28 protein-coding genes, 1 tRNA gene and 2 pseudogenes are annotated in these 25,531 nt (G+C 44.0%); 1 reads left to right on the forward strand and 30 read right to left on the reverse strand.

The window, feature by feature from the left end; genetic code table 11:
* Window positions 1-24: 24 nt before the first annotated feature.
* From ANCC_RS09680 to ANCC_RS09760, 18 genes and pseudogenes are all read right to left on the reverse strand, one after another.
* A complete protein-coding gene (locus tag ANCC_RS09680; protein ID WP_006566811.1) occupies window positions 25-444 on the reverse strand; it encodes a pyridoxamine 5'-phosphate oxidase family protein in 420 nt (139 codons plus the stop codon).
* Between the two features lie 74 nt (window positions 445-518).
* Complete coding sequence (locus ANCC_RS09685; RefSeq protein WP_006566810.1) at window positions 519-875, reverse strand: winged helix-turn-helix transcriptional regulator; 357 nt, start codon at window positions 873-875, stop codon at window positions 519-521.
* A gap of 476 nt (window positions 876-1,351) precedes the next feature.
* The gene (locus tag ANCC_RS09690; protein WP_022261165.1) at window positions 1,352-1,795 is read right to left on the reverse strand and encodes a recombinase family protein; all 444 of its coding nucleotides are present in this window, start codon (window positions 1,793-1,795) and stop codon (window positions 1,352-1,354) included.
* 178 nt (window positions 1,796-1,973) lie between these two features.
* Window positions 1,974-2,804 (reverse strand): hypothetical protein, encoded by an 831-nt coding sequence (locus tag ANCC_RS09695; RefSeq protein ID WP_006566807.1) that lies wholly within the window; start codon window positions 2,802-2,804, stop codon window positions 1,974-1,976.
* Window positions 2,801-3,409 carry an HD domain-containing protein gene (locus ANCC_RS09700; protein ID WP_006566806.1) on the reverse strand — a complete coding sequence of 203 codons (609 nt, stop codon included), beginning with the start codon at window positions 3,407-3,409 and terminating at the stop codon, window positions 2,801-2,803. The genes ANCC_RS09695 and ANCC_RS09700 overlap by 4 nt, the downstream gene beginning before the upstream one ends.
* Window positions 3,373-3,975 (reverse strand): annotated as a pseudogene (locus ANCC_RS09705) (class I tRNA ligase family protein); the annotation flags it as partial. The pseudogene ANCC_RS09705 and the gene ANCC_RS09700, both read right to left, overlap by 37 nt.
* A 563-nt stretch (window positions 3,976-4,538) precedes the next feature.
* Complete coding sequence (locus ANCC_RS09710) at window positions 4,539-4,709, reverse strand: hypothetical protein (protein WP_006566804.1); 171 nt, start codon at window positions 4,707-4,709, stop codon at window positions 4,539-4,541.
* Window positions 4,710-4,718: 9 nt separating this feature from the next.
* Window positions 4,719-7,484, reverse strand: coding sequence for a magnesium-translocating P-type ATPase (gene mgtA / locus ANCC_RS09715; RefSeq protein ID WP_006566803.1), 2,766 nt, complete (start codon window positions 7,482-7,484; stop codon window positions 4,719-4,721).
* A gap of 164 nt (window positions 7,485-7,648) precedes the next feature.
* A complete protein-coding gene (locus ANCC_RS09720; RefSeq protein WP_006566802.1) occupies window positions 7,649-7,960 on the reverse strand; it encodes a DUF3784 domain-containing protein in 312 nt (103 codons plus the stop codon).
* Window positions 7,961-7,966: 6 nt separating this feature from the next.
* Window positions 7,967-8,197, reverse strand: a complete 231-nt coding sequence (locus ANCC_RS09725) for a hypothetical protein (protein ID WP_006566801.1) — start codon at window positions 8,195-8,197, stop codon at window positions 7,967-7,969.
* A complete protein-coding gene (locus tag ANCC_RS09730; protein ID WP_006566800.1) occupies window positions 8,198-8,875 on the reverse strand; it encodes an MgtC/SapB family protein in 678 nt (225 codons plus the stop codon).
* A 139-nt stretch (window positions 8,876-9,014) separates the two neighbouring features.
* A complete protein-coding gene (locus ANCC_RS09735; protein WP_006566799.1) occupies window positions 9,015-9,938 on the reverse strand; it encodes a cation diffusion facilitator family transporter in 924 nt (307 codons plus the stop codon).
* Between the two features lie 267 nt (window positions 9,939-10,205).
* On the reverse strand, window positions 10,206-10,709 hold the full coding sequence (locus ANCC_RS09740; RefSeq protein WP_006566797.1) for a winged helix-turn-helix domain-containing protein: 504 nt from the start codon (window positions 10,707-10,709) through the stop codon (window positions 10,206-10,208).
* A gap of 15 nt (window positions 10,710-10,724) precedes the next feature.
* Window positions 10,725-13,388 carry a magnesium-translocating P-type ATPase gene (gene mgtA, locus ANCC_RS09745; RefSeq protein ID WP_006566796.1) on the reverse strand — a complete coding sequence of 888 codons (2,664 nt, stop codon included), beginning with the start codon at window positions 13,386-13,388 and terminating at the stop codon, window positions 10,725-10,727.
* Between the two features lie 92 nt (window positions 13,389-13,480).
* Entirely contained in the window at window positions 13,481-13,840 is a 360-nt protein-coding gene (gene bilS / locus ANCC_RS09750; protein ID WP_006566795.1) for a flavodoxin family protein BilS, read from the reverse strand.
* Window positions 13,777-13,917 carry a hypothetical protein gene (locus ANCC_RS17640; protein ID WP_006566794.1) on the reverse strand — a complete coding sequence of 47 codons (141 nt, stop codon included), beginning with the start codon at window positions 13,915-13,917 and terminating at the stop codon, window positions 13,777-13,779. The genes bilS and ANCC_RS17640 overlap by 64 nt, the downstream gene beginning before the upstream one ends.
* A 500-nt stretch (window positions 13,918-14,417) precedes the next feature.
* Window positions 14,418-14,684 (reverse strand): annotated as a pseudogene (locus ANCC_RS09755) (IS3 family transposase); the annotation flags it as partial.
* Window positions 14,681-15,019, reverse strand: a complete 339-nt coding sequence (locus ANCC_RS09760; protein ID WP_006566792.1) for a transposase — start codon at window positions 15,017-15,019, stop codon at window positions 14,681-14,683. The pseudogene ANCC_RS09755 and the gene ANCC_RS09760, both read right to left, overlap by 4 nt.
* 121 nt (window positions 15,020-15,140) lie before the next feature.
* Here ANCC_RS09760 and ANCC_RS09765 point away from each other — a divergent pair, with 121 nt between their 5' ends.
* A complete protein-coding gene (locus ANCC_RS09765) occupies window positions 15,141-15,605 on the forward strand; it encodes a site-specific integrase (RefSeq protein WP_147342250.1) in 465 nt (154 codons plus the stop codon).
* 74 nt (window positions 15,606-15,679) lie between these two features.
* Here the strand turns inward: ANCC_RS09765 and ANCC_RS09770 are convergent.
* From ANCC_RS09770 to ANCC_RS09825, 12 genes are all read right to left on the reverse strand, one after another.
* Window positions 15,680-15,752 (reverse strand) — tRNA-Arg (locus ANCC_RS09770).
* Between the two features lie 215 nt (window positions 15,753-15,967).
* Complete coding sequence (locus ANCC_RS09775; protein ID WP_006566790.1) at window positions 15,968-17,014, reverse strand: type IV pilus twitching motility protein PilT; 1,047 nt, start codon at window positions 17,012-17,014, stop codon at window positions 15,968-15,970.
* Window positions 17,015-17,023: 9 nt separating this feature from the next.
* Window positions 17,024-18,700 carry a GspE/PulE family protein gene (locus ANCC_RS09780; protein WP_006566789.1) on the reverse strand — a complete coding sequence of 559 codons (1,677 nt, stop codon included), beginning with the start codon at window positions 18,698-18,700 and terminating at the stop codon, window positions 17,024-17,026.
* A gap of 22 nt (window positions 18,701-18,722) precedes the next feature.
* Window positions 18,723-19,382, reverse strand: a complete 660-nt coding sequence (gene gspM, locus ANCC_RS09785) for a type II secretion system protein GspM (protein ID WP_006566788.1) — start codon at window positions 19,380-19,382, stop codon at window positions 18,723-18,725.
* Between the two features lie 11 nt (window positions 19,383-19,393).
* Complete coding sequence (locus ANCC_RS09790) at window positions 19,394-20,845, reverse strand: pilus assembly protein PilM (protein WP_006566787.1); 1,452 nt, start codon at window positions 20,843-20,845, stop codon at window positions 19,394-19,396.
* Window positions 20,846-20,857: 12 nt separating this feature from the next.
* The gene (locus ANCC_RS09795) at window positions 20,858-22,063 is read right to left on the reverse strand and encodes a type II secretion system F family protein (RefSeq protein WP_006566786.1); all 1,206 of its coding nucleotides are present in this window, start codon (window positions 22,061-22,063) and stop codon (window positions 20,858-20,860) included.
* A gap of 27 nt (window positions 22,064-22,090) precedes the next feature.
* Window positions 22,091-22,867: a prepilin peptidase gene (locus ANCC_RS09800; protein WP_006566785.1), complete on the reverse strand. Its 777-nt coding sequence runs from the start codon at window positions 22,865-22,867 to the stop codon at window positions 22,091-22,093.
* A 75-nt stretch (window positions 22,868-22,942) separates the two neighbouring features.
* A complete protein-coding gene (locus tag ANCC_RS09805; RefSeq protein ID WP_006566784.1) occupies window positions 22,943-23,386 on the reverse strand; it encodes a hypothetical protein in 444 nt (147 codons plus the stop codon).
* A 42-nt stretch (window positions 23,387-23,428) separates the two neighbouring features.
* The gene (locus ANCC_RS09810; RefSeq protein WP_006566783.1) at window positions 23,429-23,887 is read right to left on the reverse strand and encodes a type II secretion system protein; all 459 of its coding nucleotides are present in this window, start codon (window positions 23,885-23,887) and stop codon (window positions 23,429-23,431) included.
* A gap of 114 nt (window positions 23,888-24,001) precedes the next feature.
* Window positions 24,002-24,613, reverse strand: coding sequence for a type II secretion system protein (locus ANCC_RS09815; protein ID WP_006566782.1), 612 nt, complete (start codon window positions 24,611-24,613; stop codon window positions 24,002-24,004).
* Window positions 24,610-24,972, reverse strand: coding sequence for a type II secretion system protein (locus ANCC_RS09820; RefSeq protein ID WP_006566781.1), 363 nt, complete (start codon window positions 24,970-24,972; stop codon window positions 24,610-24,612). The genes ANCC_RS09815 and ANCC_RS09820 overlap by 4 nt, the downstream gene beginning before the upstream one ends.
* 4 nt (window positions 24,973-24,976) lie before the next feature.
* Window positions 24,977-25,528, reverse strand: coding sequence for a hypothetical protein (locus tag ANCC_RS09825; RefSeq protein WP_006566780.1), 552 nt, complete (start codon window positions 25,526-25,528; stop codon window positions 24,977-24,979).
* Window positions 25,529-25,531: the final 3 nt, after the last annotated feature.

Here is a 25,531-nt window from a genome sequence, read left to right on the forward strand (position 1 = left end):
TGTCTTTATTACAGCAGTTTCCGGTTATTCAACCTCAAAATTTTCAGAACTGAAATTGCTGTAATATCTCCCCTGCTCCGCAGTAAAGCGCAGAACACAGTAATCCGGGTCTGTGACACCTTCCGGGTAATACATGGTATCACCTTCCTGCCATATCATCTCTTTATAGAAGCTGTCTTCCAGTACCTCCATAGTACCTGTCAGCATAGCGCCCCAAAAAAACCGTCTGTCACAAAAATAAATACAGGCTTTAGGACTGTATTTATACTGGCTGACTCTCATAGAAGACGTATTCGTGGTAAAATAAAATACCTTGATACCCTCTCTTCTCCGCGGCGGCAGCATAGCCTTCGTATTGGGATAACCATTTTCATCCACAGAACTGATAAATGACACTCCCTGCTTATCGATCAGGTTTCCAATCATCTTCACTGGATCTCTCATTTTCTTACCTCCTTAACCTATGTCTACATTATAAGACAGGCAGGAGTTATGGTAAATCAGTTACTTTTTTGTAACTATAACAGCCCTTTTTCTTTTAAAAATTCTTCCCTGTGATCCTCAATCATCATCTCGATCCCAACATCCTGCATAATTGATACGGCTTCAAAAATCTTTTTCCCTCGTTTCGTGAGAAAGTAATTCGATTTCAATAGATAGCTGTCATTTATCGTTTTTCCGATCATTCCCCATTCCTGAAGCTCTTTCAGATGCTGCACCAGCATTTTCTGGCTGATTCCCCGGATGGACTTTTTTAGAACTGAAAGAGAACTGCCGCCCTTGCTGAGCTCCCATAAAATAATCGGCTTCCATTTGCCCTTTATAATGTCATGTGTCAATTCCAAAGGACACGTGTACTCATTCCTCATCTTCATCCTGACCGCCTCCAATCATATAGAAAATGGACATCATATCTACTGGACAAATCTTGCCTAAAAAGAATAAAAAAACGCATATATATGCGGTTTTTAGAACTGCACCAGGCAGGAGTCGAACCTACCACTATGCATTTTCTAAAAACAGCTTAAAAAGAGTTTCACTATTAAAATCAATTTAAAAAATCTATAAATGCCAAACCATAAAATGGCGTAACCCCTTAGTTTATCAGGGGTTACGCCATTTATAAAGTACTGTAGTAATGGTACAAATCGCAAATCTCCATATTAAGGCCTGTAAAAGTATAAGGAAAAATTTTTCATTTTTTGACGCGTTTTTTCTTATTATGTTGTGTATTTTCACTTCCGTATCACACGAAATTTAATAAATAAAATAATTGAGATTTTAAATAAAAGCTACAACCTAGAAATTCAAAAATAACAATCACATTATTTGGCTACAATATTTATATCTACTAGAAAATGCTGATTTTTGCTATTTCTATCAATGCCCCGCAGTCACCGCAGACAGCAAGACCGGATAACGGATATACCTTTTCCTCATTTGGAGAGGTCCTCGTATCCAACCCCAACAGTCTCTGCACTAAAGCAAATTCTGGGTCAGTTATGATTGGCTCATGGTTCTGCTCAATCCTTATCCAGTCCTTTTCCGGCTTATCCATAAATTTTTTGATCTTATGGTTCGGTATGGTATGTCTCCCCTGGATCAGTGTTCCGATATATACCTCATTTTCCAGAATACGATTCACTGACATGGCACTCCACTCAGCCTGTTTGTGTATCTTGAAACTATCCTGAATATTAATTCCAATGCTATGCTTATACTCCATAAAGGATAACACGCCCTGGTCATTCAGATAATTGACAATTCCTGGTTGGCCCATCCCCGACATTTTCAACCGAAAGATTTCTCCATGTTTTGGGTAAAAAAGCAGGGAACCTGTTTCAGATTTTCTGCTTGGTGGAGCCGCCGGTGGACAGCTGGCATTTCATTATTTACGGTTTCTGGATATTACGAACAAAATTGCTAATCAGCTTTATAAATTTCACATGTAAAATTTGATGCGGTATATAAATTTATGCAAAAAGTTCCTGATATAAGCGTTTGGCATAACTATCTGTCATACCGCTTATATAATCCGTAATCATCAAAATTCTTAAATAAAGCTTCTCCTGTTCATTTCTTTTATATGCTTCGCTATGGTACATGGATTTATAAAATTCAGATACGGTGTCTATTGTCCTCTGTTCTATAAACGTAGCGTTTTCTTCCGTATCATAGACAAGCGCTGCTGGCATAAATTGATTCAATAATGAATTTATAACCCGGCGTCCAAATAATTCTGTTCTGGTTTTTATGGAACTTGTATAAACCAGGCGTTCGCTTAGTTCTGCGATAGCCAAGATAATATCGCCAGATACAGTATCGTCAAACAAGCTTCCATTAAATTTGCCTTTCATGATTTCTTCGTAGTTCTTAATAAAAGAATCACCGGCATTTATTATCATCATACTTTGTATATATTGATTCCATCTTTGAACGGCAGTTAATTCCGGCTTCCGTTCATTTTTTGCCAATTCCTCCTCGTATATGGTCAATAATTTATTAATGTATTCCTGAATACGGCTCCCATATATACCGTCCTGTGTCCTGTAATGTTGGAAAGTTTTTATAATCTCCTGAAAACTTATTACTTTTTTTACCATAGCATCCTCCACATCAGAGGTTCTATAAGCAATATCATCCGCCGCCTCCAAAAGATAGGATAATGGGTGGCGGTTTCCGTACAATCCCATTTTTTCATTGATGTCCTCAAATAATTCATGCTCGGAAAAGTTATATCCCATTTTTTTATAACTGTTCGGGTTATTGTATAATAAATCGACAGAAGAAATAGGGTATTTCATAATTGCTCCCAGAACTTCATATGAGAGATTAAAGCCGTTTTTTTCCCCAGATAAGGCGTTTTGGACAATATACGCAAAGACTGTGCATTCCCTTCAAAGGAATATAAATCCTGGAGTTGCCATTCTGACAGTATGTTTGTTATTTGTTCTTTTCCTAAATACAAATGACTAAGATTTGTCTGGAACCATTCACGAATTGCATATTCTCCAAAATGGCCAAATGGTGGATTTCCTATATCATGTACTAAACCTGCACATAGAAGGACATCAGAAAACTCTTTTTCTGTATGGGTTTCAAACCATAAATCTCTCTTTTCTTTCTTTAGCTTTTTGAATACATATTCGCCTAGCTTTTTTCCTATTGCCGATACTTCTAATGAATGCGTTAAACGGGTTCTTATATAGTCATCATCATCTAAGGGGAAAACCTGTGCCTTATCTTGTAATCTGCGAAATAGGGTACTACAAATAATTGTTTTATGAATAAAACTTGTCGGACGGGAACAACTTGCAAAGCAAGGTGTTTCCGGGTGGCAAGTCCACAGCTCTTTCAGATGAATTTCCAGATTAGGGAAGGAGTATACACCATCGTTTTCTTCGGACAATGATAGGTCTCGTCAGTGGCGAGTTCTGCTGCCAGCTTGTGCTGCGGCGCCAAAACCATGAAAGTTGCTGCGTGGAGCGTATCCGGTCTTGTGGTATAGACAGTGATCGCCTCGTCCCTGTCTTCTAATTTAAAGTCTACTTCGGCACCGTGGTTCTTTCCGATCCATTCTGCCTGCATTTTCTTAAATTTTTCAGGCCAATCCAGTTTATCCAAGTCTCCCAGAAGACGGTCTGTATTTTCTGTGATCTTTAACATCCACTGTCTTAAATTCTTCTTTGTCACATCGGCTCCGCAGCGCTCGCACTTGCCGTTGACTACCTCTTCGTTGGCAAGTCCGGTCTTACATGAAGGACACCAGTTGATCGGCATCTGTTTTTCGTAGGCCAGTCCCTTTTTAAACATCTGGACAAAGATCCACTGAGTCCATTTGTAAAACTCAGGATCTGTGGTGTTGACTTCCATATCCCAGTCATAGATGGCTGCGATCTCACCGATCTGGCGTTTGATATTTTCAATATTCTGAGCTGTGGATTCTTTCGGATGCACTCCCATCTTGATCGCATATAAGATGCTTAACGGACACACAAGAAAACAGGTGGGCTCTAAAAGCCTGCCCGTCTTCCACTGTCAGGTCCGTTCTTATCTGTAATAAAAAAATGGAGCCATGATTTGCTCATAGCTCCAAACTGGTTCCGCAGAAATACTTATCCGATATCTCTATAATTTATATTTGCAATCTGAGCTTCATGTAAACCCTTGGTTTATCAGGTGTTACGCCATTTATAAAGTACTGTAGTAATGGTACAAATCCCAAATCTCCGTATTAAAGCCTGTAAAAGAATAAGGAAAAATTTTTCATTTTTTGACGCGTTTTTTCTTATTATGTTGTGTATTTTCACTTCCGTATCACACGAAATTTAATAAATAAAATAATTCTGTAGAAATTTTATATCGAACTTCCAATTATCCGCTTAAATACAGCATTTATAAGTAATTCAATGATTAAAAAGCACTTATTTTACCACGAAATTACCACGATTGAATGAGCCTTGATATGATGATAATAGATAAGGGAGATTCCACAATAAAAAACTGTGTATCTCCCTTGCTTCATTCATACAGCCATCTTATTTATAAGACTCTTTTGCGTCTGCTTTTGGCTTCATAGACCAAAACACTACATTCATTACAATGACAATCAGTATCACAACTGCCATAGCCACCCAAAAACCGATATTAAGACCAAGCCATTCGGTAGTTCCGAAAAGGGTCATCCAAAGTTCTTTCCAGTTCATCATTGCACCTCCTTAGAGCAGTTCGCCGAAATGACGGACATAGGCTTTTTTCAAACTTGTTGCCAGAATCATATACACCAGAATACATGGAATCAGATAAGCAAAGTATGTTGCAGGCAATGCGACAAATCCCAGCATAGTTCCAAACACAGTAAACGGAATAATGGTCAGAACCGTAATTCCAGCCATTGTGAGCAAAGTCACCGGAGCGGACGCACGACTCTGAATGAAAGGCAGCCTCGGAGTACGGATCATGTGAATGACCAACGTCTGGCTCCACATAGATTCCACGAACCATCCGGCTTGGAACATCCCGATATACTGCGCCTGGAGCGTTGCCAGCTCTGCACCGCTGAAATGGGCGGGCAAATCATTGAACAACACACCGTTCGATACGAATAACGGGCAGAATACAAAGTACATGAAAATATAGGTTGTAAAATCGAAGATGGAGCTGGTTGGCCCAATCCAGATCATAAAACTTCCAACACTGGAAGCATCCCATTTACGTGGTTTGGCAATGAACTCCTCATCCACATTGTCCCAAGGAATGGCAGTGCAAGACAGATCATAGATCAGATTCAGGAAGATCAGATGCACGCTCATCATCGGCAGGAACGGCAGCAGTGCGGAAGCCGCCAGTACAGAGAACATATTGCCGAAGTTGGAAGATGCAGTCATCTTGATATATTTAATCATGTTGGCGTAGGTCTTACGTCCCTCAATGATACCCTGCTCCAAAACCATTAGGTCTTTTTCCAGCAGAATGATGTCGGCAGATTCCTTTGCCACATCGACAGCAGTATCCACCGAAATGCCGATGTCGGCGGCTTTCATAGCTGCGGCATCATTGATACCGTCACCCATGAAACCGACCGTATGACCATTTTCACGGAGAACGGAAACCACACGAGCCTTCTGGTCAGGAGTCAGCTTTGCAAATACATCTGTAGACTCCGCCGCTCTTGCAAGCTCTACATCGCTCATGTGCTCCAAATCAGAACCTAGAAGCATATTGCGAACCTTCATCCCCACCTGCTTGCAGATGGTACGAGTCACTTTGTCGTTATCACCGGTTAAAATTTTGGTGGTAACACCGTGGTCTTTCAAAGCCTTAATAGCATCCGCAGTAGATTCTTTTGGAGGATCCAGGAATGCCAGATATCCAATCAGCACCATGTCACACTCATCTTTGACACCAAATGCGCCAACTGGGGACGGATTGCTTTTCTGTGCAATCCCCAGAACGCGAAATCCCTTGTCGTTAAGATCATCCACTGTCTCCAGAATCCGACAACGAACGTCATCCGTCAGAGGCTGCACTCCTCCATCACACTCTGCAAATGTACAAATAGAAAGCATTTCTTCCACAGCACCTTTTGTTACCATTTGGGTCTTGCCCTTTTTATCCTGCACCACAGTAGTCAGACGGCGACGAGTAAAGTCAAAAGGAATCTCGTCTACCTTTACATAGTTTTCGGACAGGTCAATGAGACGCGAATCTGCTGCTTCTTCTTCCTCCGTCTTATTGATAATCGCCAAATCCATCAGGTTTTTATAGCCGGTCTGGAAGTAACTATTAATGTAAGCGTGACGCAGTACTCGCGTATCGTCCTCGCCATTTACATTCAGGTGGTATTCCAGCACAACCTTATCTTGGGTCAGAGTGCCGGTCTTGTCGGTGCAGAGAATGTCAATGGCACCGAAATTCTGAATAGAATTGAGGTTTTTAACGATTGTCTGCTTCTTGCTCATGGAAACAGCACCTTTCGCAAGACAGGTTGTTACAATCATCGGCAGCATTTCCGGTGTCAAACCGACAGCAATAGAAATGCCGAATAAGAAGGCCTCTAACCAGTCGCCCTTGGTGATACCGTTGACGAAGAACACCAGCGGAACCATAACGAGCATAAAACGAATCAGCACCCAAGAAACGGCGTTGACACCCTTGGTAAAGCTTGTTTCAACCGCTTCCCCGGCAACTGCGCACGCCATGGAGCCAAACAGAGTATGATCGCCAACACAAGCAACAACAGCTGTTGCGCTGCCAGAAATCACATTACTACCCATAAAAGCAATGTTTGTGTAATCGGTCACGCTCTCTTTCTGTGCGCTCACATTGGGCGTTTTTTCAACAGGTTCACTCTCTCCAGTAAGACTTGACTGGCTGACAAACAAATCCTTCGCGTCCAAAATACGAACATCCGCCGGAATCATGTCTCCAGCAGACAGATGTACAATATCTCCGACCACCAGATCATCCATAGGAATTTCTATTTTTTCCTGGTTCTTACGGGTAACGGTGCAGGTGGTCGTAATCATGGCTAACAACTTTTCTGCTGCGTTTCCACTTCTGGATTCCTGCACAAACCGAAGCGTACCTGAAATGAACACCATTGTTAAAATGATAACCACCGTCAGACAATCAAAATCCTCCGGCGTACTGCCAAACAGAGAAAAATAAGGTAGAATCATATCTGTAATGGTTGATACCAGAGCCAGACAAAACAGAATGGCTGTAAAGGGGTTGATAAACGCACCGGCCACCCGTTTTGCCAAGGACTTCTTTTTTTCATGCGTTACTTTATTGGTGCCATATTTGGTACGACTTACGTGTACTGCTTCTGCATCTAATCCCCGAAGTGTGGTATGAAGTTTTTTCAAAACCTCTTTAATGGGATTGGTTGCAGCAAATTGAATGCGACGGTTCTGTTCGTCACGAATGACTGTCTTTTCGACAGACTGACGAACAGCCATGCGGTTTTCTTTCTTGTTCATTAAACTTACCTCCTTGAATTTTTGTAGAGGCCAGGGCAATCACATGAGGGACACGGAACTTCCGAATCCCCATCTGCTGCTCTTTGCCTTCGCGGACTACTGTCAGAGTCCATGCCTTTCACCTCACTGTTTTATAAAATATCTATGTGAAACCGCAATGCGGATTATTGACTATAATAGCGGTTGCTCTTTCCGATATACCAGACATCAAAGCCTGCAACGATTAGCCATGCTATCATCGCACACACAAACCAGTGGTTTGAAAATCCTGCCCAAAACCCCTTCATCAGAAAGATAATGCCATTGAGTACAATGACTTCCCCGATGTTACGGCAAAGCGGGATAATTTTAATTTTATCTTTCTCTTCCTGCGACATATTTTTCCACGCAGACAGGTGAATATGTCCTTTCCCACAAGCAAACAAGAAACCTGCAATAGTAAAAAGAACTCCGAAAAAGATGCAGGTGAAATCCATATTTCCTCACTCCTTCCAATATTTTATTTCATTTTTTAGTCTCAGAAGTCTGGTGAGCAGTATGATCACTGTAACAGCAAGGATAAACCAAATAACAGCAGTTACCTGATACCACATCTGAAACATCAAAATCCTCTGTTTAGAGAACATCCAGCTTAAACACCCGCATATTATTGTGAACACGGAGTAAAGTGCAAAGAAAATTGCCAGTTTGTGATCTTTGATTTTCGTCTTCACTCACAACACCTCCCAACCAGCGCTTACAACTTCCGGGATTGCCAATGCCTGCCCAACGATTCCCTCTAAAACATTGTTTTTAGGCTTTCTAGCAGAACAGTATTCCTCAATGATCTCAACCTTGTCACCAACAACATCGCCGCTTTCCAGATTATCCAGGAACAGCGTTTTGCAAGGATTGCTGTTAATAAGCAACAGACGAATTTCCTGCTCTGCATCTTCCTGACAAGTGACCGAAATACGATATTGTTTTTCAGATTCATCACCGGCAGTGATTGGATTCAACTTTCTTGCAAGAGGACGCAAAATCAAGTTGGAGCCAATCAAAATACCAGCAGCGGTGATTGCCATTGCATACATCCCTGTACTTGCAAGAATGCCAATGGCAGCTGTACACCATAGCGTTGCCGCAGTATTCATTCCACGCACTGTTCCGCTGTCCTTGAAAATCACACCGCTGCATAAAAAGCCAACACCGGATATAATACTGCTCCCGACACGAAATACCTGATCCGGGCCATAGAGCATTGGAAACAAGGTAAAGAAGCTGGTTCCCATGCAAATCAGAACATTGATACGAATACCTGCCGGATGGCCGGTTAGCTGCCGTTCCAATTCAATCAGAAAGCCAAGCGCCAAGGAGAGGGAGTTTCTTAAAACAAAATCGGTGTAAAACATGCGAATCGCCTCCCTTCGACCACGAACAGTATATAAAAACCGCAAGGAGAATCACATGGCGAAAACCTTGCGATTTCCTTGCGATTTGGCAAGATTTTAAAGAATAATACGTTGATAATAGTTCATAGATTGCTATGTTCTACTTTGTACTGCCATCGGATACAGTGCTTGCTGGGTTTACATGAACCATGCAGTGTTTTACTTCTGGAAAGGAATTTTCTATTGAGTAATGAACCTGCTCAGCAATATAATGCGCTTCTTTTAACCGTAGGTTTTCATCTACGGCAATCTCAATATCCACATATATTTTCATACCAAACAGGCGGGTCTGTAGCAGGTCAATACGCCTTATTTCAGGGATTGCGGCAATCAGACTTCGTAGTTTATCTTCAGTAGCATCATTGCAGGAATGATCTACCATTTTATTGATAGCATCACGGAAAATATCCATGGACACCTTCACAATCACCACACAAATGATAACACTGGCAATTGAATCTAAAATAGGATAGCCAAGCCTTGCCCCCAGAATCCCCGCAAACGAACCAATAGAAGATAGGGCATCTGAACGGTGATGCCACGCATCTGCCATCAGAGAGCCGGAATTAATCTTCTTTGCGGCCGATCTGGTGAACCAGTACATCCACTCCTTTACAATAATGGATACTACGGCGGCCATAAGCGCCAATATTCCCGGAACTGTCAAATCATCCCCAGTGCTGCCGGCAATAATCTTTTTCAACCCAACAATTCCGATTCCAATTCCCGTTACCAGCAACACACCCGAGAGGATAATGGATGATACGCATTCAATACGCTCATGTCCGTAAGGATGCTCTGCATCGGATTCCTTGCTCGACATTTTTGCTCCAACGATAACCACAATTGTGCTAAGCACATCGGACGCTGAATGAACTGCATCGGAGATCATGGCGTCAGATCTTGCGATGATTCCGGCAATCAATTTAAATAAAGACAAAAGGAGATTTACAATGATACTGATACTGGAAACGTGCATTGCAGTCTTTTGTGCGGCATTATCGGGATTCGATTTACTCTCCACTTTAATACCTCCTTCTTTTATAATTCTTTTTGATAATCATGGCAAAGCGGTCCAATGCCGCTCTCAAAATGTCTTTGGGCTTTATTCTCTTCATACATGTTTGAGATGTATACCGGCTGAAGCCGCGGAACAATACCTTGCAACAGGCACAGGCTTAATAATACAACAATCGCAAGGTGACTCCCATGGCGAAAACCTTGCGATTTCCTTGCGATTTGACAAGAATTTAGGCGGGCTGAAACCGAAAGTGGTCTCAGTCCGCCTATGTTATAGTTGGTCATTAAATTTGTACCCGATGCCCCAGATAGTCAAAATATACTTCGGCGCATCTGGATCAGGCTCAATCTTCTTTCTCAGTTTTCGGATAAATGCCATGATGTTGCTGTCATCCAGCAGATAATCCTCTTCCCAGACTGCACGATAAATCTGCTCTTTAGTAAAGACCTCGCCCCGATTCTGGGAAAGAAAATACAGAATGTCAAACTCTTTTGGGGTCAAGCTGATTTCTGAACCTTTCAGCAGAACCTTTCTACTTTTCGGATGAATCTCCAATTCTCCAATTAGAATCCCGTCCGACAGAATACCGGCAGGTAGCTCTGTTTCTTCTGATGCTCCCAAAAGCAAAGAAGATACCTCCCCGCTGATCATATCCCGGATGCCAGACAGTAAATCTTCTGCACAGTCACTTTTCGGCGGCTCTTTAATCAGCTTTTCCAGCATCCAAATTTCAAGGGCGGAATCCATAGGGATAAAACTGATATTCTTTTTCACGATGAATTCCTCCTTTCAAATCAACTCATGGTACTTTTTCTTATAGAAATATTTGGCTACCGTAGTCAGCAGCATATACACAAGCGCTACGATCAGCAAAAATGCAAAATACCAAAGTGGCAGCTTCGTCAGGCCGAACAGCGACGCACCGCTGGTAAAGGTAATAGCTGTAAAGGCAACGATTCCGGCAAGCGTTATGCAAATCACAGGTGTAGATGACCTGCTCTGCATAAAAGGAACTTTGGGTGTTCGCAGAAAATGCAAGATCAGCACCTGTGTCCACATGGATTCCAAAAACCACCCCGTCTGGAACAGTGACACATACTGAAGCTGCAAAGAAGGATCGGTAATATTCAGATAAGTTGCTCCTCCACACAGCATGGGACACAGGAAATAATACAGGAACAAGAAGGTCGCAATATCAAATAGAGAGCTGATCGGCCCGAATGACATCATAAACCGTCCCAAAGTTTTGCCCGACCAATCTCTCGGAGACAGGATTTCTTCCTCGTCCACATTGTCCCAAGGCAGAACAATACACAAAATATCGTACAGCAGATTCAGAAGCAGAATCTGGATGGATGTCATGGGCAGAAACGGCAAAAATGCGCTGGCGCATACGATGGCGAAAATATTACCAAAGTTGGAGCTGGCGGTGATCTTGATATATTTGAGCATATTGGTAAATGTCTTTCTCCCTTCCAGAATGCCCTGCTCTAGCACATTGAGATCCTTTTGCAGCAAAACTACATCCGCTGCATCCTTGGCGGCGTCAACAGCGGTATCCACAGAGATACCGACATCCGCTTCGTTCATCGCCGGAATATCGTTGATGCCGTCGCCCATGAAGCCCACCGAATGGCCGTTTTCCTGCAGAGCGGAAACCAGACGCACTTTCTGTCCGGGAGTAAGCTCTGCAAAAACATGGATTTTCTCAACCGCCGTGCTAAGCTCACTGTCCGTCATTTCATCCAGCTCCGCACCTGTCAGTATTTCCTCGGCGGAGATTCCCACCCGGCGGCAGACAGACACCGCAATGGCCGCCTGATCTCCCGTCAGAATTTTAGGGGTTACTTTTAACCTCTTGAGGGCTGCCACGGATTCTTTTGCAGTTTGCTTGGGCGCATCAAAGAAAGACAGATAGCCCACCAGAGTCATATTAAATTCGTCAACGGGTGTAATTTTGCTTTGATGGCCTACATTTTTCCGTGCGATAGCAATGACCTTCATACCATCCTGGAGCATATCATCTACCACAGAAGATACGCTCTGCATCCCATCCTTTTCAATCGGCAGAATTTCACCCCGATATTCCACATGGCTGCAACGGGAAACGATATGCCCAATGTCACCTTTCATAATGAGCTGACACTCACCATCGCTATCTCGCACAAGGGTGCTGACAAACTTGCGGGCATAGTCAAAGGGAATTTCGTCCGCCTTTTGATACTGGGCCAAAAGGTCAGTATAATGGGTTTCACAACCCGGCATAGTCTTACAGGCAAGAATTGCGTTGTCAATAGTGTTGCGAACGCCGGAATGATAGGAGCTGTTCAGATATGCCAGATCGAGAACTTCCGTATTTTCATTGCCGAGAATATCCATGTAATATTCCAGCAGGATACTTTCATTGGTTAGCGTGCCAGTCTTGTCCATGCAAAGCACATCCATACTTCCAAAGCCCTGCATGGCATTGATGTCTTTGATGATCGTCTGCTTTTTACTTATGGCAAGGCTGCCCTTGGCAAGGCAGGCTGTAATAACCATGGGCAGCATTTCGGGCATCAGTCCGACGGCCACCGACAGAGCAAAAGCAAAGGACTCCAGCAATTTTCCGCCTGTGATACCGAGAAGCACAAACACAATCGGCACCAGCACTGCCATGAAGCGGAGCATGACCCAGGCAATGGAATTGGCACCCTTTTGAAAGGAATTTTTGTCGTCAGAATCGGGCTTTGTAAAGCTACCATACAGCGTGTCTTTGCCGACGGCCAGCACAATTCCTTCGCCTTTGCCACTGATGACAGTTGTTGCCATAAAAGCGAGGTTTTCAAGCTGTGTCAGCGTCTCCTGCTCGCCGTAGCTGAGTTTGCGGCAGCTCTTTTCAAGGATGGCGCTCTCGCCGGTGATGGCAGCCTGGGAGATAAAGAGATCCGTGATCTTCGTCAATCTGATATCCGCCGGAACACGATCACCTGCGGAGAATAGAACAAGATCCCCGACCACTAATTCTTCGGTGGGAATCTCCATTAACTCCCCATCGCGCCTCACCGTGACGCTTTCATGAATCAGGCGGTCAATCTGAGCAGCAGCGCTCTTTGCCCGCAGCTCCTGAATCAGACGAATTACACCGCTAATTAGGATCATGGAAAAGATGATAATGGCGGTGGTGGCATTTCTCGCAAAATTGGAGGCTACGAAAACATCCGTAACGAGAGAAACAATGCCCAGAACAAAAAGAATCACATTAAACGGGTTAATAAATGCCCGTCGCAATCGTTGCATCGTCGTATCGTTTTTTCGCTCAGTGAAGCCGTTCACTCCATATTTCTCGCGCATCGCCTCGATTTGCTCAATGGGTAGACCATCCGGAGATGCGCCAATGTCTCGATATATTTCTGATGCCTCACGGTAAGCGTATTTTTTGATACGACTGTCAAATAGTGTTGCTTTTGACACGAGACATTCCCTCCTTTATAAGTATAAGTAAGTATATTTTAACATAGTGCCATGAAAATGCTATGTTTATATTCTTGCTTTTTTCTTGCAATTTACTTTGATGCAGCATTTTTCAGCTCGATCAAATCTGTCTCGTCAGGGTGAGAAAAAGCCTTATCAAAGTTTTCAATCATTCCTTCTAAATTGGGAGCATGAATGGGCGCGGAGAGCATTTTCTCATAGCGCTCTCGCACAGACATAGGCATTTTCCCCTGACACATATGAGTGCAGACAATGGTGTTGCTACTGTTTAGTTTGTGTAGAGTGTTTTTCAGTATTTTTTCAAAATAGGCAGCTTCTCCTCCAAAACCAGCGGCACCAAAGAGGAATACTTCCTTGCCTTGCATCTTTACAAGAAACGCAGCCGCAGTGTCGTCACAGGCTCCTTTGTCTGTCCAGAATCCAACATCCAAACGCTCTGCGGACAGTGCCGCATCAGCAGGGATTTCAAGGTAAAAGCAATCAGTCTGCGGCCAATCGCATATTTCATTTTCAACTTCCTCTCTATATAGATAGATTCCACTTCGTTATAGGCACCCTTATTGAATTTGTATGAAATCAGCTTTTCATGGCATTTTACCTTCAGGATCTATAATTTGCAAGTAATGTAAGCGCAGGTACGATATCTTTAACTATGGGAAACTCCTTTCTGCTATTGGCTGAAATATATAAACGTAAATATACGCTTATACCATTTTTAAAAAGGGAAAGGCATTAAAAAGCCCGCACAAACCATATAGTTTGTGCGAGCTAAATTAGTGGCATTTTTAGTTACAGAAATCTTTTTTCTTTACTTTTTCTTCTAAATCAAGAATTTTAGCATGAATGGGATGTATTGTTTTTTTTGAACTCAGTATCACTTTTACCCGTAGGGTCATCTAGTCCCGAATTTTCTCTGTATTTGCATGGAATGAGAGGACAGTTCACATTATGATTTTGTCAAGATTAGTTGACACATTTTCCACAAGGATTCTGTACCTATGCAGCTTCCATCGTACGTTCACTTGGTATATCAATATTTTCAGGCTGTTTAAGGATCAACGCCTGATACATACGAATCCGCCCCTAGGTGTCATTACATTCGTCTTCCGCATGGATCTCCATCATAACATCTGCCAGAGGCTGATACTTCCAAGGACGGTCTTTATTAACAAGATATTGATAAAATCCCTGTCTGCTGACATGCAGCATCCTGCAATAAAAAGCGATTTCTCCTTTCAATCCGCCGTCTTTTTTTGAAAAAGCAATCAACTTCATTCTTTCGTTTTTGCTGACTTCAGACGGCTCGCGGCGAAAAAAGCACTGGCTTTCTCCAAAAAGTCATTTTCTTTCTTTAAGCGGCGGATTTCTTTGTCCTGTTCCTTAACCTGCTGACGGAGCCGGATGAGCTCTTCGTTAAGCGTCATAGCGCTTTGAGGGGTCTGTGAGCCTGCTCCAAGATCGAGATTGCCGAGACGGTTGGCCCTCATCCAGCCATACATTGTATTCTTGGGGATCCCTAGCTCTTTGGCAGCTTTCGCTTGTCCAATTTCTTTTGGGAGTTTGACTGCCTGTACTTTGTACTCGTGATCATATTGCCTATTTTCTGCCATTTTTGTCCACTCCTTATTCTTTTATTTATATACCAAATCCTTGAGAATGGAGTGTCAACTTTATTTATACAATATCATTTTGACCATGTGGTTTAGTTTTACGATGTCAGAGATCCGGGGTTTGACGAAGTCAAAATCCATCTATAAGGGCTATATCACCATTAGGGAGGTAGTCGTATCCCTGGACCGGGAAGATGTCCGTAAAACGGATGCAAAGGAGGAAACTAGTCTCCGGAGGCATAAAATGCCACCCTATATTAAAAAATTAGTGGATGAAGTTCACGGAGATATCCTTGTATCATTAAGTGCCAGGGCACTTTCCTCCCGCTTTGCTTATATGATACAAAAAAGTGGGCTACCAAAGATCACGTTCCATGGACTGCGGCATATCAATGCATCTGTCATGCATCTACTTGGTATTCCAGAAAAATACTTTTTGGAGAGAGGGGGATGGAAAACAGATAAGGTTATGAAGAAGGTGTACAGACATACATTTTCAAAAAACCGCCAGGAAGCGGACACCAAAGTGGATACTTTTTTTGAAGCTCAGATTGCAAATTTGAACTCCATGGATGATGCCGTATAGTAAAAGTATCACACGAAATATCACTCAAAACTTTTGGACATAGAAAAAACCGCGTAAATACGCGGTTTCCAAAATGCACCAGGCAGGAGTCGAACCTGCGACCAACAACTTCGGAGGCTGTCACTCTATCCACTGAGTTACTGATGCAAAGCGGTAATTTAAATGTCCGTGTTATATATTACAACAATTCAAGATTATTTGCAATCATATTTTTCAAATTTCAGGACATTTTCGCCGATTATCTGCCGGCAGAAAGAAGAAATCATTCCGGAATGATTTCTCTATCCTGCAGACATTATATCCATTTCTATATGATTGTAGAGAGGCATTCTAAGAGCCGAACGGGAATCATATAGAAAATGTCACAGATATTGTTCCAGGTCCTGAATATCATTCGTATACTTCTTTGCCGATTCTCTCGATATAGTACCTTCCGCCACCAGTCTTGAAAGATCCCGGTTCAGCGTGTGCATTCCATGTGCCATTCCGGACTGCATGATCGTATTCAGCTGATGACATTTATTTTCCCGGATCAGATTCAGCGCCGCGTCTGTGCCGATCAGCACTTCCGTCGCGGCGATTCTCTCCATCCCGCTCAGTGTCGGGATCAGACACTGGGTCACAACTCCGGCCAGCACTCCAGCAAGCTGTGTCCGTATCTGGCTCTGACTTTCTCCGGGACAGGCATCGATGATCCTGTCGATAGTCTGAGCAGCCCCTGTAGTGTGAAGAGTCGACATAACCAGATGTCCGGTCTCTGCCGCTGTCAGAGCCGCTGAGATCGTCTCGTAATCCCTCATTTCTCCTACCAGAATCACATCCGGGTCCTCTCTCAGAGAAGATCTGAGCGCAGAGGCAAAATCCTTCACATCAACACCGGTCTCTCTCTGATGAATAATTGATTTTTGCCTGTCATAGACATATTCGATCGGGTCCTCAATCGTTATGATATGCTCCGCCCGGCTGTTGTTGATATAGTCGATCATAGCTGCCAGTGTGGTAGACTTTCCGCTTCCCGTGGGACCGGTGACCAGAATCAGGCCTCTCGGCTGGTCAGCCAGATCTTTTAAGCACTTCGGAAGCTTCAGCTCACTGAGTGTGGGAATATGATCATTGAGCAGACGGATCGTCGCCGCAATCTTTCCCTGCTGGCGGAAAACATTGATCCTCTGCCGGTTTTTATCAGGGGTCTGGAGCGCAAAGTCCGCATCCTCCCCCTGGTCAAATAATTCTCTCTGTCCCACCGGCAGGAGTCCTAAGATCATCTGTCTGATCTCATCGTCAGATAGTTCGATTCTGCTGTCCACAAGGCGTCCGCAGCTGCGAAAAGCAACGGGCATCCCTTCAGACAAATGAATATCCGATACATCCCTTTGTCTGGCCATGCCGATCATTTCTTCTATTGTCATAAACGCCTCCTATACATAATAAGCAATCTTCCAGAATTCTTCCATTGTAGTGATCCCCTCTTTTACGAGATCTGCGGCACTTTCCTTCAGCGTCTTCATGCCCTGCTCCCTCGTCACATAGTCCTGGATTTCATCCACCTGTCTGCCCTCAGAAATCATTTTTCGTATGCCCTGATCGATCACCGCGATCTCGTGGACTGCGATACGGCCCTGATATCCGGTATGGCTGCATTTAGAACATCCCACTGCCTCTTTCACATACTCAATGTCCTCTCCGAGAATCTTCCTATCCTCTTCTGTGGTCCTCACTTTTTTGGCACAGTCCGGACACACTTTCCGGACCAGTCTCTGAGCCACCAATCCAATCAGGGAATTGGCAACCAGATACGGCTCCACTCCCATGTCGACCAGACGGACAATAGAGGATACTGCATTATTCGTATGCAGGGAAGAAAGGACGAAATGTCCTGTAATAGCGGCTCTGACAGAAATCGAAGCAGTCTCCGCATCCCTTGTCTCCCCTACCATGATAATATCCGGGTCCTGTCTGAGCAACGCCCGAAGCCCCGTTTCAAATGTCAATCCGGAAGTGTTATTTACCTGCATCTGATTGACCCTTGCGATATTTTTTTCCACCGGGTCTTCGATCGTGGAAATATTTGCATTTCTCTTGGACAGATATTCTAAAACCATATAAAGGGTCGTAGATTTTCCGCTTCCCGTCGGTCCTGTTATATATAAAATACCGTTGGGAGATTTCAGAAGCGACTGGAATTTCTCATAATTTTCGCTGTTCATGCCGAAATGCTCTTTATGATCGATCGGCGTCCGGTTGCTCAGGAGCCGCAGCACTGATTTTTCTCCGTAAACCGTTGGTATAACGGATACACGCATGTTGATGTTGTCTTCCTCCAGACGCATTTTAAAATGTCCGTCCTGGGGAATCCTTTTCTCCGCTATGTCCATGCCGCCCATGATCTTGATTCTGGCCGTCAAAGATGCGTGAAGGGAACGCTTCAGCGTCACATAATCTACGATGGTTCCGTCAATCCTCATCCTGACCACAGTTTCTTTCTCAAAAGGCTCGATGTGAATATCGCTGGCATTGGTATTGTACGCCCGGAGCACCAGAGTATTCAACAGTTTGATGATTGGCGCATCGCTGTCAGCCTCCTCATCCATGTCGTCCAAAAAGGAGATGTCCTCTGCCTCCTGGGTCGTCTCATTAGCCTGTCTGGCCGCCTGCCTTGCGGATACTTCCGCGTAAAAATATTCCAGGGCCTTTTTCAGAGGGCTGAGTTCTGCCAGAAATACTTTCAGCTGCATGCCGGTCAGCTGGCGGATATCCTCCATAGCATAAAAATTCAGCGGATCATTCACGGCAATGTATAATTGATGATCCTTCATATCTACAGCCAGAATGTTGTATTTAAAAGCCAGCTGCCGCGGTATTTTTTCCACCGCCTCGCTGTTCACCGGGTAGCTTCCCAGACTGATGTGGCTGAGTGACAGCCTCTGCCCCAAAGCCTCCAGCATCTGCTGTTCTGTAATAAACTGAAGTTCCATCAAAATGGTGCCCAGCCGCTTGCCCGGATGTTCCTTCTGATAATCCAGCGCCTGGTCAATCTGCTCTTTGGTTATATATCCATACTGCAGCAAAACTTCTCCAATTGGAATATTCTTCATAATCTCCCCCGCTTTCCAGATATTACTTCCTGCACATATAGACTTCCAGCACCAAGGACAGAGTCGACGCATCGATCACTTTATTAGATGTGGTCAACGCCGTCTCTGAACTCATTCCATAACTCACAATACGAATGGAAGGATAATCCGCATATATTTTATCGATCAATTTTTTGGCATTCGCCTTTGTACCGAGAATATTGACAGATACAGGATAGGAATAGAGTACATTTTGTGAAATAGCGGTCTTGCTGCTGTCCTCCGCTGTGCTGTCGCCGCTGCTTTTCACTCCCAGGCTCTTTGCCAGAGAAGACTCGATGTAAGGCGTGAGAACGCTGACAGACGGCCTTGCAGAGATCTCAAAATCTCTGGAGGAAAGTCCGCAGTTTAAGATCAGCTTCGTGATCATACGCTCCACTTTATGGGACTCCATCATCGGATAAATATCCTTTGTCTCCTTTTCAAAGTCTGCCCTGGAAGCTTTCAGCCGGGCCTCCTTCTGGGGAATGGAGGCTATGGCCGTCTCCATTGTCTCTTTTGTCTGCTGCTTTTCCTTGAATTCCTCAGCCAGCTCACTGCGCTGTGCAAGGAGCGGGCGGATCACAAAGTTTCCGAAGACCACGAGGATCAGCACGACGGAAAGCACACTTAATATTTTTTTGTCACGACTCGTTATTTCCATAGCTGATCCACCTACTTTCCTGCATTTTCACTTAGATAAGTGCTGATATGAATATCGTACTGTCTTGTTTCTTCTGTATAATTGTAGCCCGAGTATTTTAGATCCGCAAACAGTTCAGACTTTTTCAGACGGTTGATAAAATCATAAATACTCGTAACTTTCGGAGCCATGGCGACAAATTCGTACATTCCCGTGGAGGAATCGTACCGGTCTACAGTGATGGAAACCGTTGTCCCGGCGCTGTTTCTGACCATCTTCTCCACCCTTGAATTCGCCTGGGGATAAGATTCCAAAACTTGTTTTACGACTGCAAACTGCTCTTTTCCTGTCTGCTTGTTTGCCAATTCCAGATCCAGATTTTTGGCATTGGTGTAGTCTGCCTCATTTTTAGAGTCTTCAATATAAGCGTCCATTTCACTGATCTTTGACTTGTTAACCGTATTCATGGCAAATAGGACGGCTGACACGGCAATACACAAAACCAGAGCACCCGCCGCTGCAAACACACCCGGATATACTTTGGAAGACGTTTTGTTATCCTCTCTGGCCCTGATCTTCTGGGCAAAGTCGATGTCCTGACCTTTCTTTGAAAGAAAAGCACCGATTGGAAAAATAAAATTTAAAAATTCCTTTTGGTCGGGCATGTCAAATCCCGTCAGCGGAAAAGACTGTCCGACCTGAAGACCCAGATCCTTTAGAGGTGCTGTAAGGATTCTTCTGTCTTCTTCCGGGAAGCCTCCCAAATAAATGCTTTTAATTTTTTCTCCTTTTTGCTCTGTGGCAAGGAACTGGATCATAGAACTTGTCGTATTCCCGACTTCTGTGGCAATCCCGTCGGTTCCATGCTCTGCAAAAATCCTTGTGCGGTTCAGATATTTATAGGCACCCTGCACAAATAAGGTGCTGATCAGGATCTCCGCATCGAGCTTTGAGAATATAAAGGTCTCGTTTTTCAAAGATTGTATACGGTCAAAAGCTTTCAGCTGGGCATTCAGGGCAATATCCACCGATTCTACTTCCACGCCCATGGCCGCAAATACATCCAGATAACTCTTTAACATTGATTCCTGTACTGCCGCCCCAAGCACTGTTGCCATACCGCTTTTTTTATCCATGCCGCAGACGCGGTAATCGTAAACATACTTTTCCGGATTCTCAATGCTTGACAATTCTTTTCTTACTGTTTCCAGTGTCTTTTTCTTATTCATCTTCGGAATCGTCATGAGCTTTGCGGCAATCTGCGTGCTGTCTATGACGAGACTTATCTTCTTTGATATGCCGTGGCTCTCCCAGGCTTTTTCCAGCTGATGTTTCAGCCCGTCTTCCGATGTGATGACTCCGTTGATCAGACTTCCTTCCCGGAGATCAAACTGTACCAGGTTCTGAATCTTTATTTTGCTCTTCTTTGCCTCCCCCACAGCGATCTGCACTCTGTGATTCGATAAATATACTGTTGTCTTCATAAAAGCCCCCCCTTAATATCCCTGGTCAATCGTAGAGTAAGATTCATAAATCGGCAGTATGACTGCCACCACTACAAATCCTATGATCACTGCCATCAGGATAATCAAAACCGGCTCCAAAAGTGTCACAAGACGCTCTAAAGCTCTCTCCGCCTCAAATTCAAGGCTTTCTGCTATGGAATCCAGCATTTCGTCCAGACTTCCTGTTTCTTCCCCTACCTGAATAGCCGAAGAAAGTTTCTTTTGAAACCCGTCAATTTCCATCAGGGAAACTGATAAGGACTCTCCTCTGCGGATAGAGTCGACAGCCTGACCGAACTGTTCTTCTATATAACGGTTTCCCACCGTTGAGCTTCCGATCTGCATTGCCTGTATGATCGGTATCCCGCTGGAATACAGGGAACACAGCGTTCTTGCGAACCTTGCGGTGTAAATCTTTCTTAAGAGCTTTCCGATCACCGGAAGCCTCAGTTTCAGCTGGTCTTTCTTCCAGCGCACCTTTGGGATGCGGAGTATGAGACGGATTCCGAAGATCACAGCCGCCAAAATCAGCAGAATAAACGGCCAGTACTTCCGAATTCCTCCGCTCAGTCCCAGCAAAATCACAGTGGGCAGCGGCAGGGATTCCATCGTATCAAAAATATCCTGAAACTGCGGTACAAGATATGACAGTATGAAAATGATCACACCTACAAGCAGTACAGACAGAACGATCGGATAAATCATAGCATTCCTGACTTTTCCGTTGAGCCTGTTTTCTTTCTCATAATGCTCCGCCATGCGCAGTGAGGTCTGGTCCAGGTTTCCGTTGGCCTCCGCAGAGCGCATCATACTGACCAAAAGCACCGGAAACGTCCTGCCCTGTTCGTCCATAGCTTCTGAGAGAGGAATTCCCTGGCGGATGGAATTTAAAAGATTCTGATACGTCTCTTTGTCGGTGCTTCTGACTCCGATCTCGTTGGCGATGATATTCAGGGAGCGGACCAAGGAAACGCCTGCTTTTAAGAGCGTCCCCAGCTGTCTGCAGAAATCTGCAAGCACAGATGCCTTCATCTTTCTTTTGGACTTTAATTTTCCTTCCTCTAAGTCTTTGCTGGAAACCAGATATTTTCCGTCTGTTCTCAGAGCCTGGTATAAGGCCAGCTCATCGGCAGCCTCCAGGACACCCTTTGACAACTTTCCACTACTGTCTTTCGCTTTATATTTATATTTCGGCATATTTGATTTCCCTCCTCAGGCATCATCTCACGGCAAAAGGCCAAGATACCAGCCGATGATCTCATTTCCCCAACAAATGGCCGCCCAGATGCCCAGACATAAAAATGGTCCGAACGCAAAATGGTCTTTGCCTCCTTTTTTCTTTCCGGCCAGCAGATAGATTCCGTACACCCCTCCGGCTAACACAGAAAAGAAAAATGCGGCTCCGGTAAGCTTTGCCCCCAGCAGAATTCCCGCTGCGGCCATCAGCTTAATATCACCGCCTCCGAAAGCCCCGGGGATCAGCACCGTAAGCAGCAGCATCGGAACACTGACCGCAAAGCAGCCGATCACTCTCATAGGCAGAGATATTTCCGGAAACAAAAAAAGAGACACGGCTCCAAGACACGCTAACGCCAGTACAAAGCCATTGGGAATTTCCATTGTGTCAATATCTACAAATGTCACTGCAGTCAAAAGAGCCCCTGTTATTAATAAAAATACTGTTTTTAAAAGATAAATGCCCGCTCCCGACTCATCCAGAGGAACAGATGCCGCACACTGGACAGCTAAAATTCCTCCAAGTAATTCTACAAAGATGTAGCGGACCGGGATCTTTGAGCTACACTTTCTGCATCTGCCTTTCAGGAGAATGTAGCTGAAGACCGGTATCATATCGTATGGTTTTAAACTGGTTTTACAGGACGGACAAAAGCTTCTGCCGCCGACAAAAGAAATCTTCTTCGGCACCCTGTAAATTAAGACATTCACAAAGGAAAAGACGGATGCTCCGATCCAGAAGAATATAAAATAGATAAGTCCCATGTTTCCCCCTTTTGCGAAAGAAAAGGATACCCCAGAAGTAAAAATACTTTTGGGACACCCTTTTACTTAAATCTCTTATGAATCCCCTATCATCCGGCTCAATCGGTACACTTTCCAGACTGGTTTTCCCTTCACTTCTTTGTAGCTTACGATGTAGCCATCCTCAATATAGACAAGGTCCGTCACTTTTACATCCCGTCTGTCATAGGCAATGGTGTCAATCCTTCCATGACTCCTGGCAGTTTTTAAAATGTCCTTTTCCACATCCCCGGAGAGCACCTGGCGTTTTCCTGCGACAGGGACTTCTTCTCCTTTTGCATATGTATCGTAGAAATAAATCTGTGCTGAGACACGGACATCTTTGGCGTTTCTTAAGATTTCACGGGCCTTTTGGCGCTGGAATGATGTCTTGACACGAGGAATGACTCCAAGGAACAATACAGACAACAGCACCAGAAGCAAAATCCATTCTGTATATTCTATAAACTTGTGATTTTTAAACCTTCTTCTTGTTACCAAGTTATACCGTCCGCTTTCCAAAAAATGCTATCTCAGCGATTCTTAGTTCTTAGTTGTACTCCATGCAGATCCATCGAATGTTGCCGTAAATTTTTTACCTGTGTAAACCAACCTTGATACCGTTCCATCAGCATCAAATGTAATAGAAACACTTGTATATTTGCTGTTCTTTACTTCTGAAAGTTTCTCAATCGTGGGGTCATCAGTAGCTGCACCAGCAGCAGAAACATTTAAAGTAGTAATTGTTTTACCGCACAAGTTTTTTGTAGCTTCATCACTGTTGTAATCATCCGCCGCAATAGTTTTAGCTGCCATTAGAATCTGTCTTCCCTCTGATGCAACTTTTTTCTTATTCGCATTATCAATATATCCAGTCAAAGTAGGAACCAACAATGCAATCAAGATTGCCAGAATAACCAACACAACGATCAATTCTACAAGAGTAAACCCTTTTTTATCCTTCCTCATTTTTTGTCTGAAATCACTTAATTTTTTCTTCATAATTTTCCCTTCCTATCCTTTGATTTAGCCAAAATGCATATTTAAATTATATGCTGAATCCCTATACTTGTCAAACAATATCGAGATTTAAAACAGCGGCATTTTCTGCCTTATTTAAACCTCCTGCGGGAATTCCGTATCATCGATAAAACCCGTGTCATCCAGCTTATAGCACTCCACGATTTTTGTCCGTCTATACGTCTGCCCTGTCTTTACATTCCGGACCGTCAGCGTGATCTTTACAAGATTGGTATCTTCCTTCCGTTCAAACTTCAGTTCCTTAATTTCCTGGTTCATATACATCTTCTTGGAAAAGGTCCAGTCAACTCCCTTTGTCGCTGCCGCTCCTCCCTCGGCTATCGAAGATGCCTGATAGTGAAGCACCAGCCTCTTTTCTCCGTCTGTCTCCTTTGCGTACATGATGACCGAGCGCCCCTTCTTGTCGGTATAAGAAATCTTTTCATTTCCGCTGTCGATCTGTACCTGGCCCGTGGAGCTTCCCACTTCCCCGCAGACTTTTTCCATCAGAATATCTGCCACCCCCTGGGCCCGGCTCATGTTCGATATCCTCGCCATGACATTCATCGCCGGAGACAGTGTGGCGATGGCCGCTGCCATCAATATGCCCAGCAGCAGAAAGGTAACCATCAATTCCACAAGGGTCATTCCTGACTTGTCATGCAAAAGTACTTTTTGTAATTTACTCCTGATCCGCCGGCGTATCATTTCTCACTTCCTTCCTGCCCGAAGAAATAGATAAAATATCCATCGCTGCTCTTGGCTTCTCCAACCTTCACTTCCATACCCCATTGGGACACAGCAGTGTCGGAGTCCTGTTTTTTTACGGTGAGCACGACGGTCTGTTTCTCCGAAGACTCCTCTGCCTTCTTCTCATAAAATTCAGAAACCGCCCGGTCTGCCTGCTCCTGCACTTCCCTCGCTTTCCTGATCTGGTTTAACGACATCACCGTACTTTTGTAGAGAAAAGCGATGCCCATCAGCAGAATGGCAAATGCAGCCAGGACTTCCACCAGAGTCATTCCGTCTCGCCCTTTTAAAATATGCTTGATCCGTATTTTTCTCATGTAATCACTCCTGCCAATTTGTAGCCCAGATCCACTGTTCCGGCTCGCCTGTGTTTACCTTTAAAGAATACCTGGTCGTTATATGATATTCCTGTTTTCTGGAACCCGCGCTTACTTTAGTCACAAGTACAGCCTTGTCAAGGGGATCATCTTTTTGGGATTCCCAGTAAACCGTAACCTTGATGTCTCCCAGTGTATCTTTCGCCGACTGGATCATCTCAATGTCCAGAGTGCGGAAAGCTTCATTTTCGCCATGACCTTCCTCTTTCTCATTGTAGTAGACCCACTTATCGTTTTTTATCTGGTCGTAAAGAAAATACCGGATGTTGTCATCTCTGATTCCCTGTCCTTCCGGGGCAGTAATCTCTTTTTCCAGCAGTTTATTAAACGAAACCGCGGAAATCCTGCATTGGTCTTTGACTGCCGACTGCTGGGCATTTGTCAGTACCTGATAAGACACGAGAATCATAATCAATGCCGCCGCCATAAATACACAGAGGATACACATGACAAAGATCAATGCACTTCCTTCATTTCTTTTTCTGAGTCTTTCCATAGT

Origin of the sequence: Anaerostipes caccae L1-92 (assembly GCF_014467075.1) — a bacterium.
GTDB classification, from domain to species: Bacteria; Bacillota; Clostridia; order Lachnospirales; family Lachnospiraceae; genus Anaerostipes; species Anaerostipes caccae.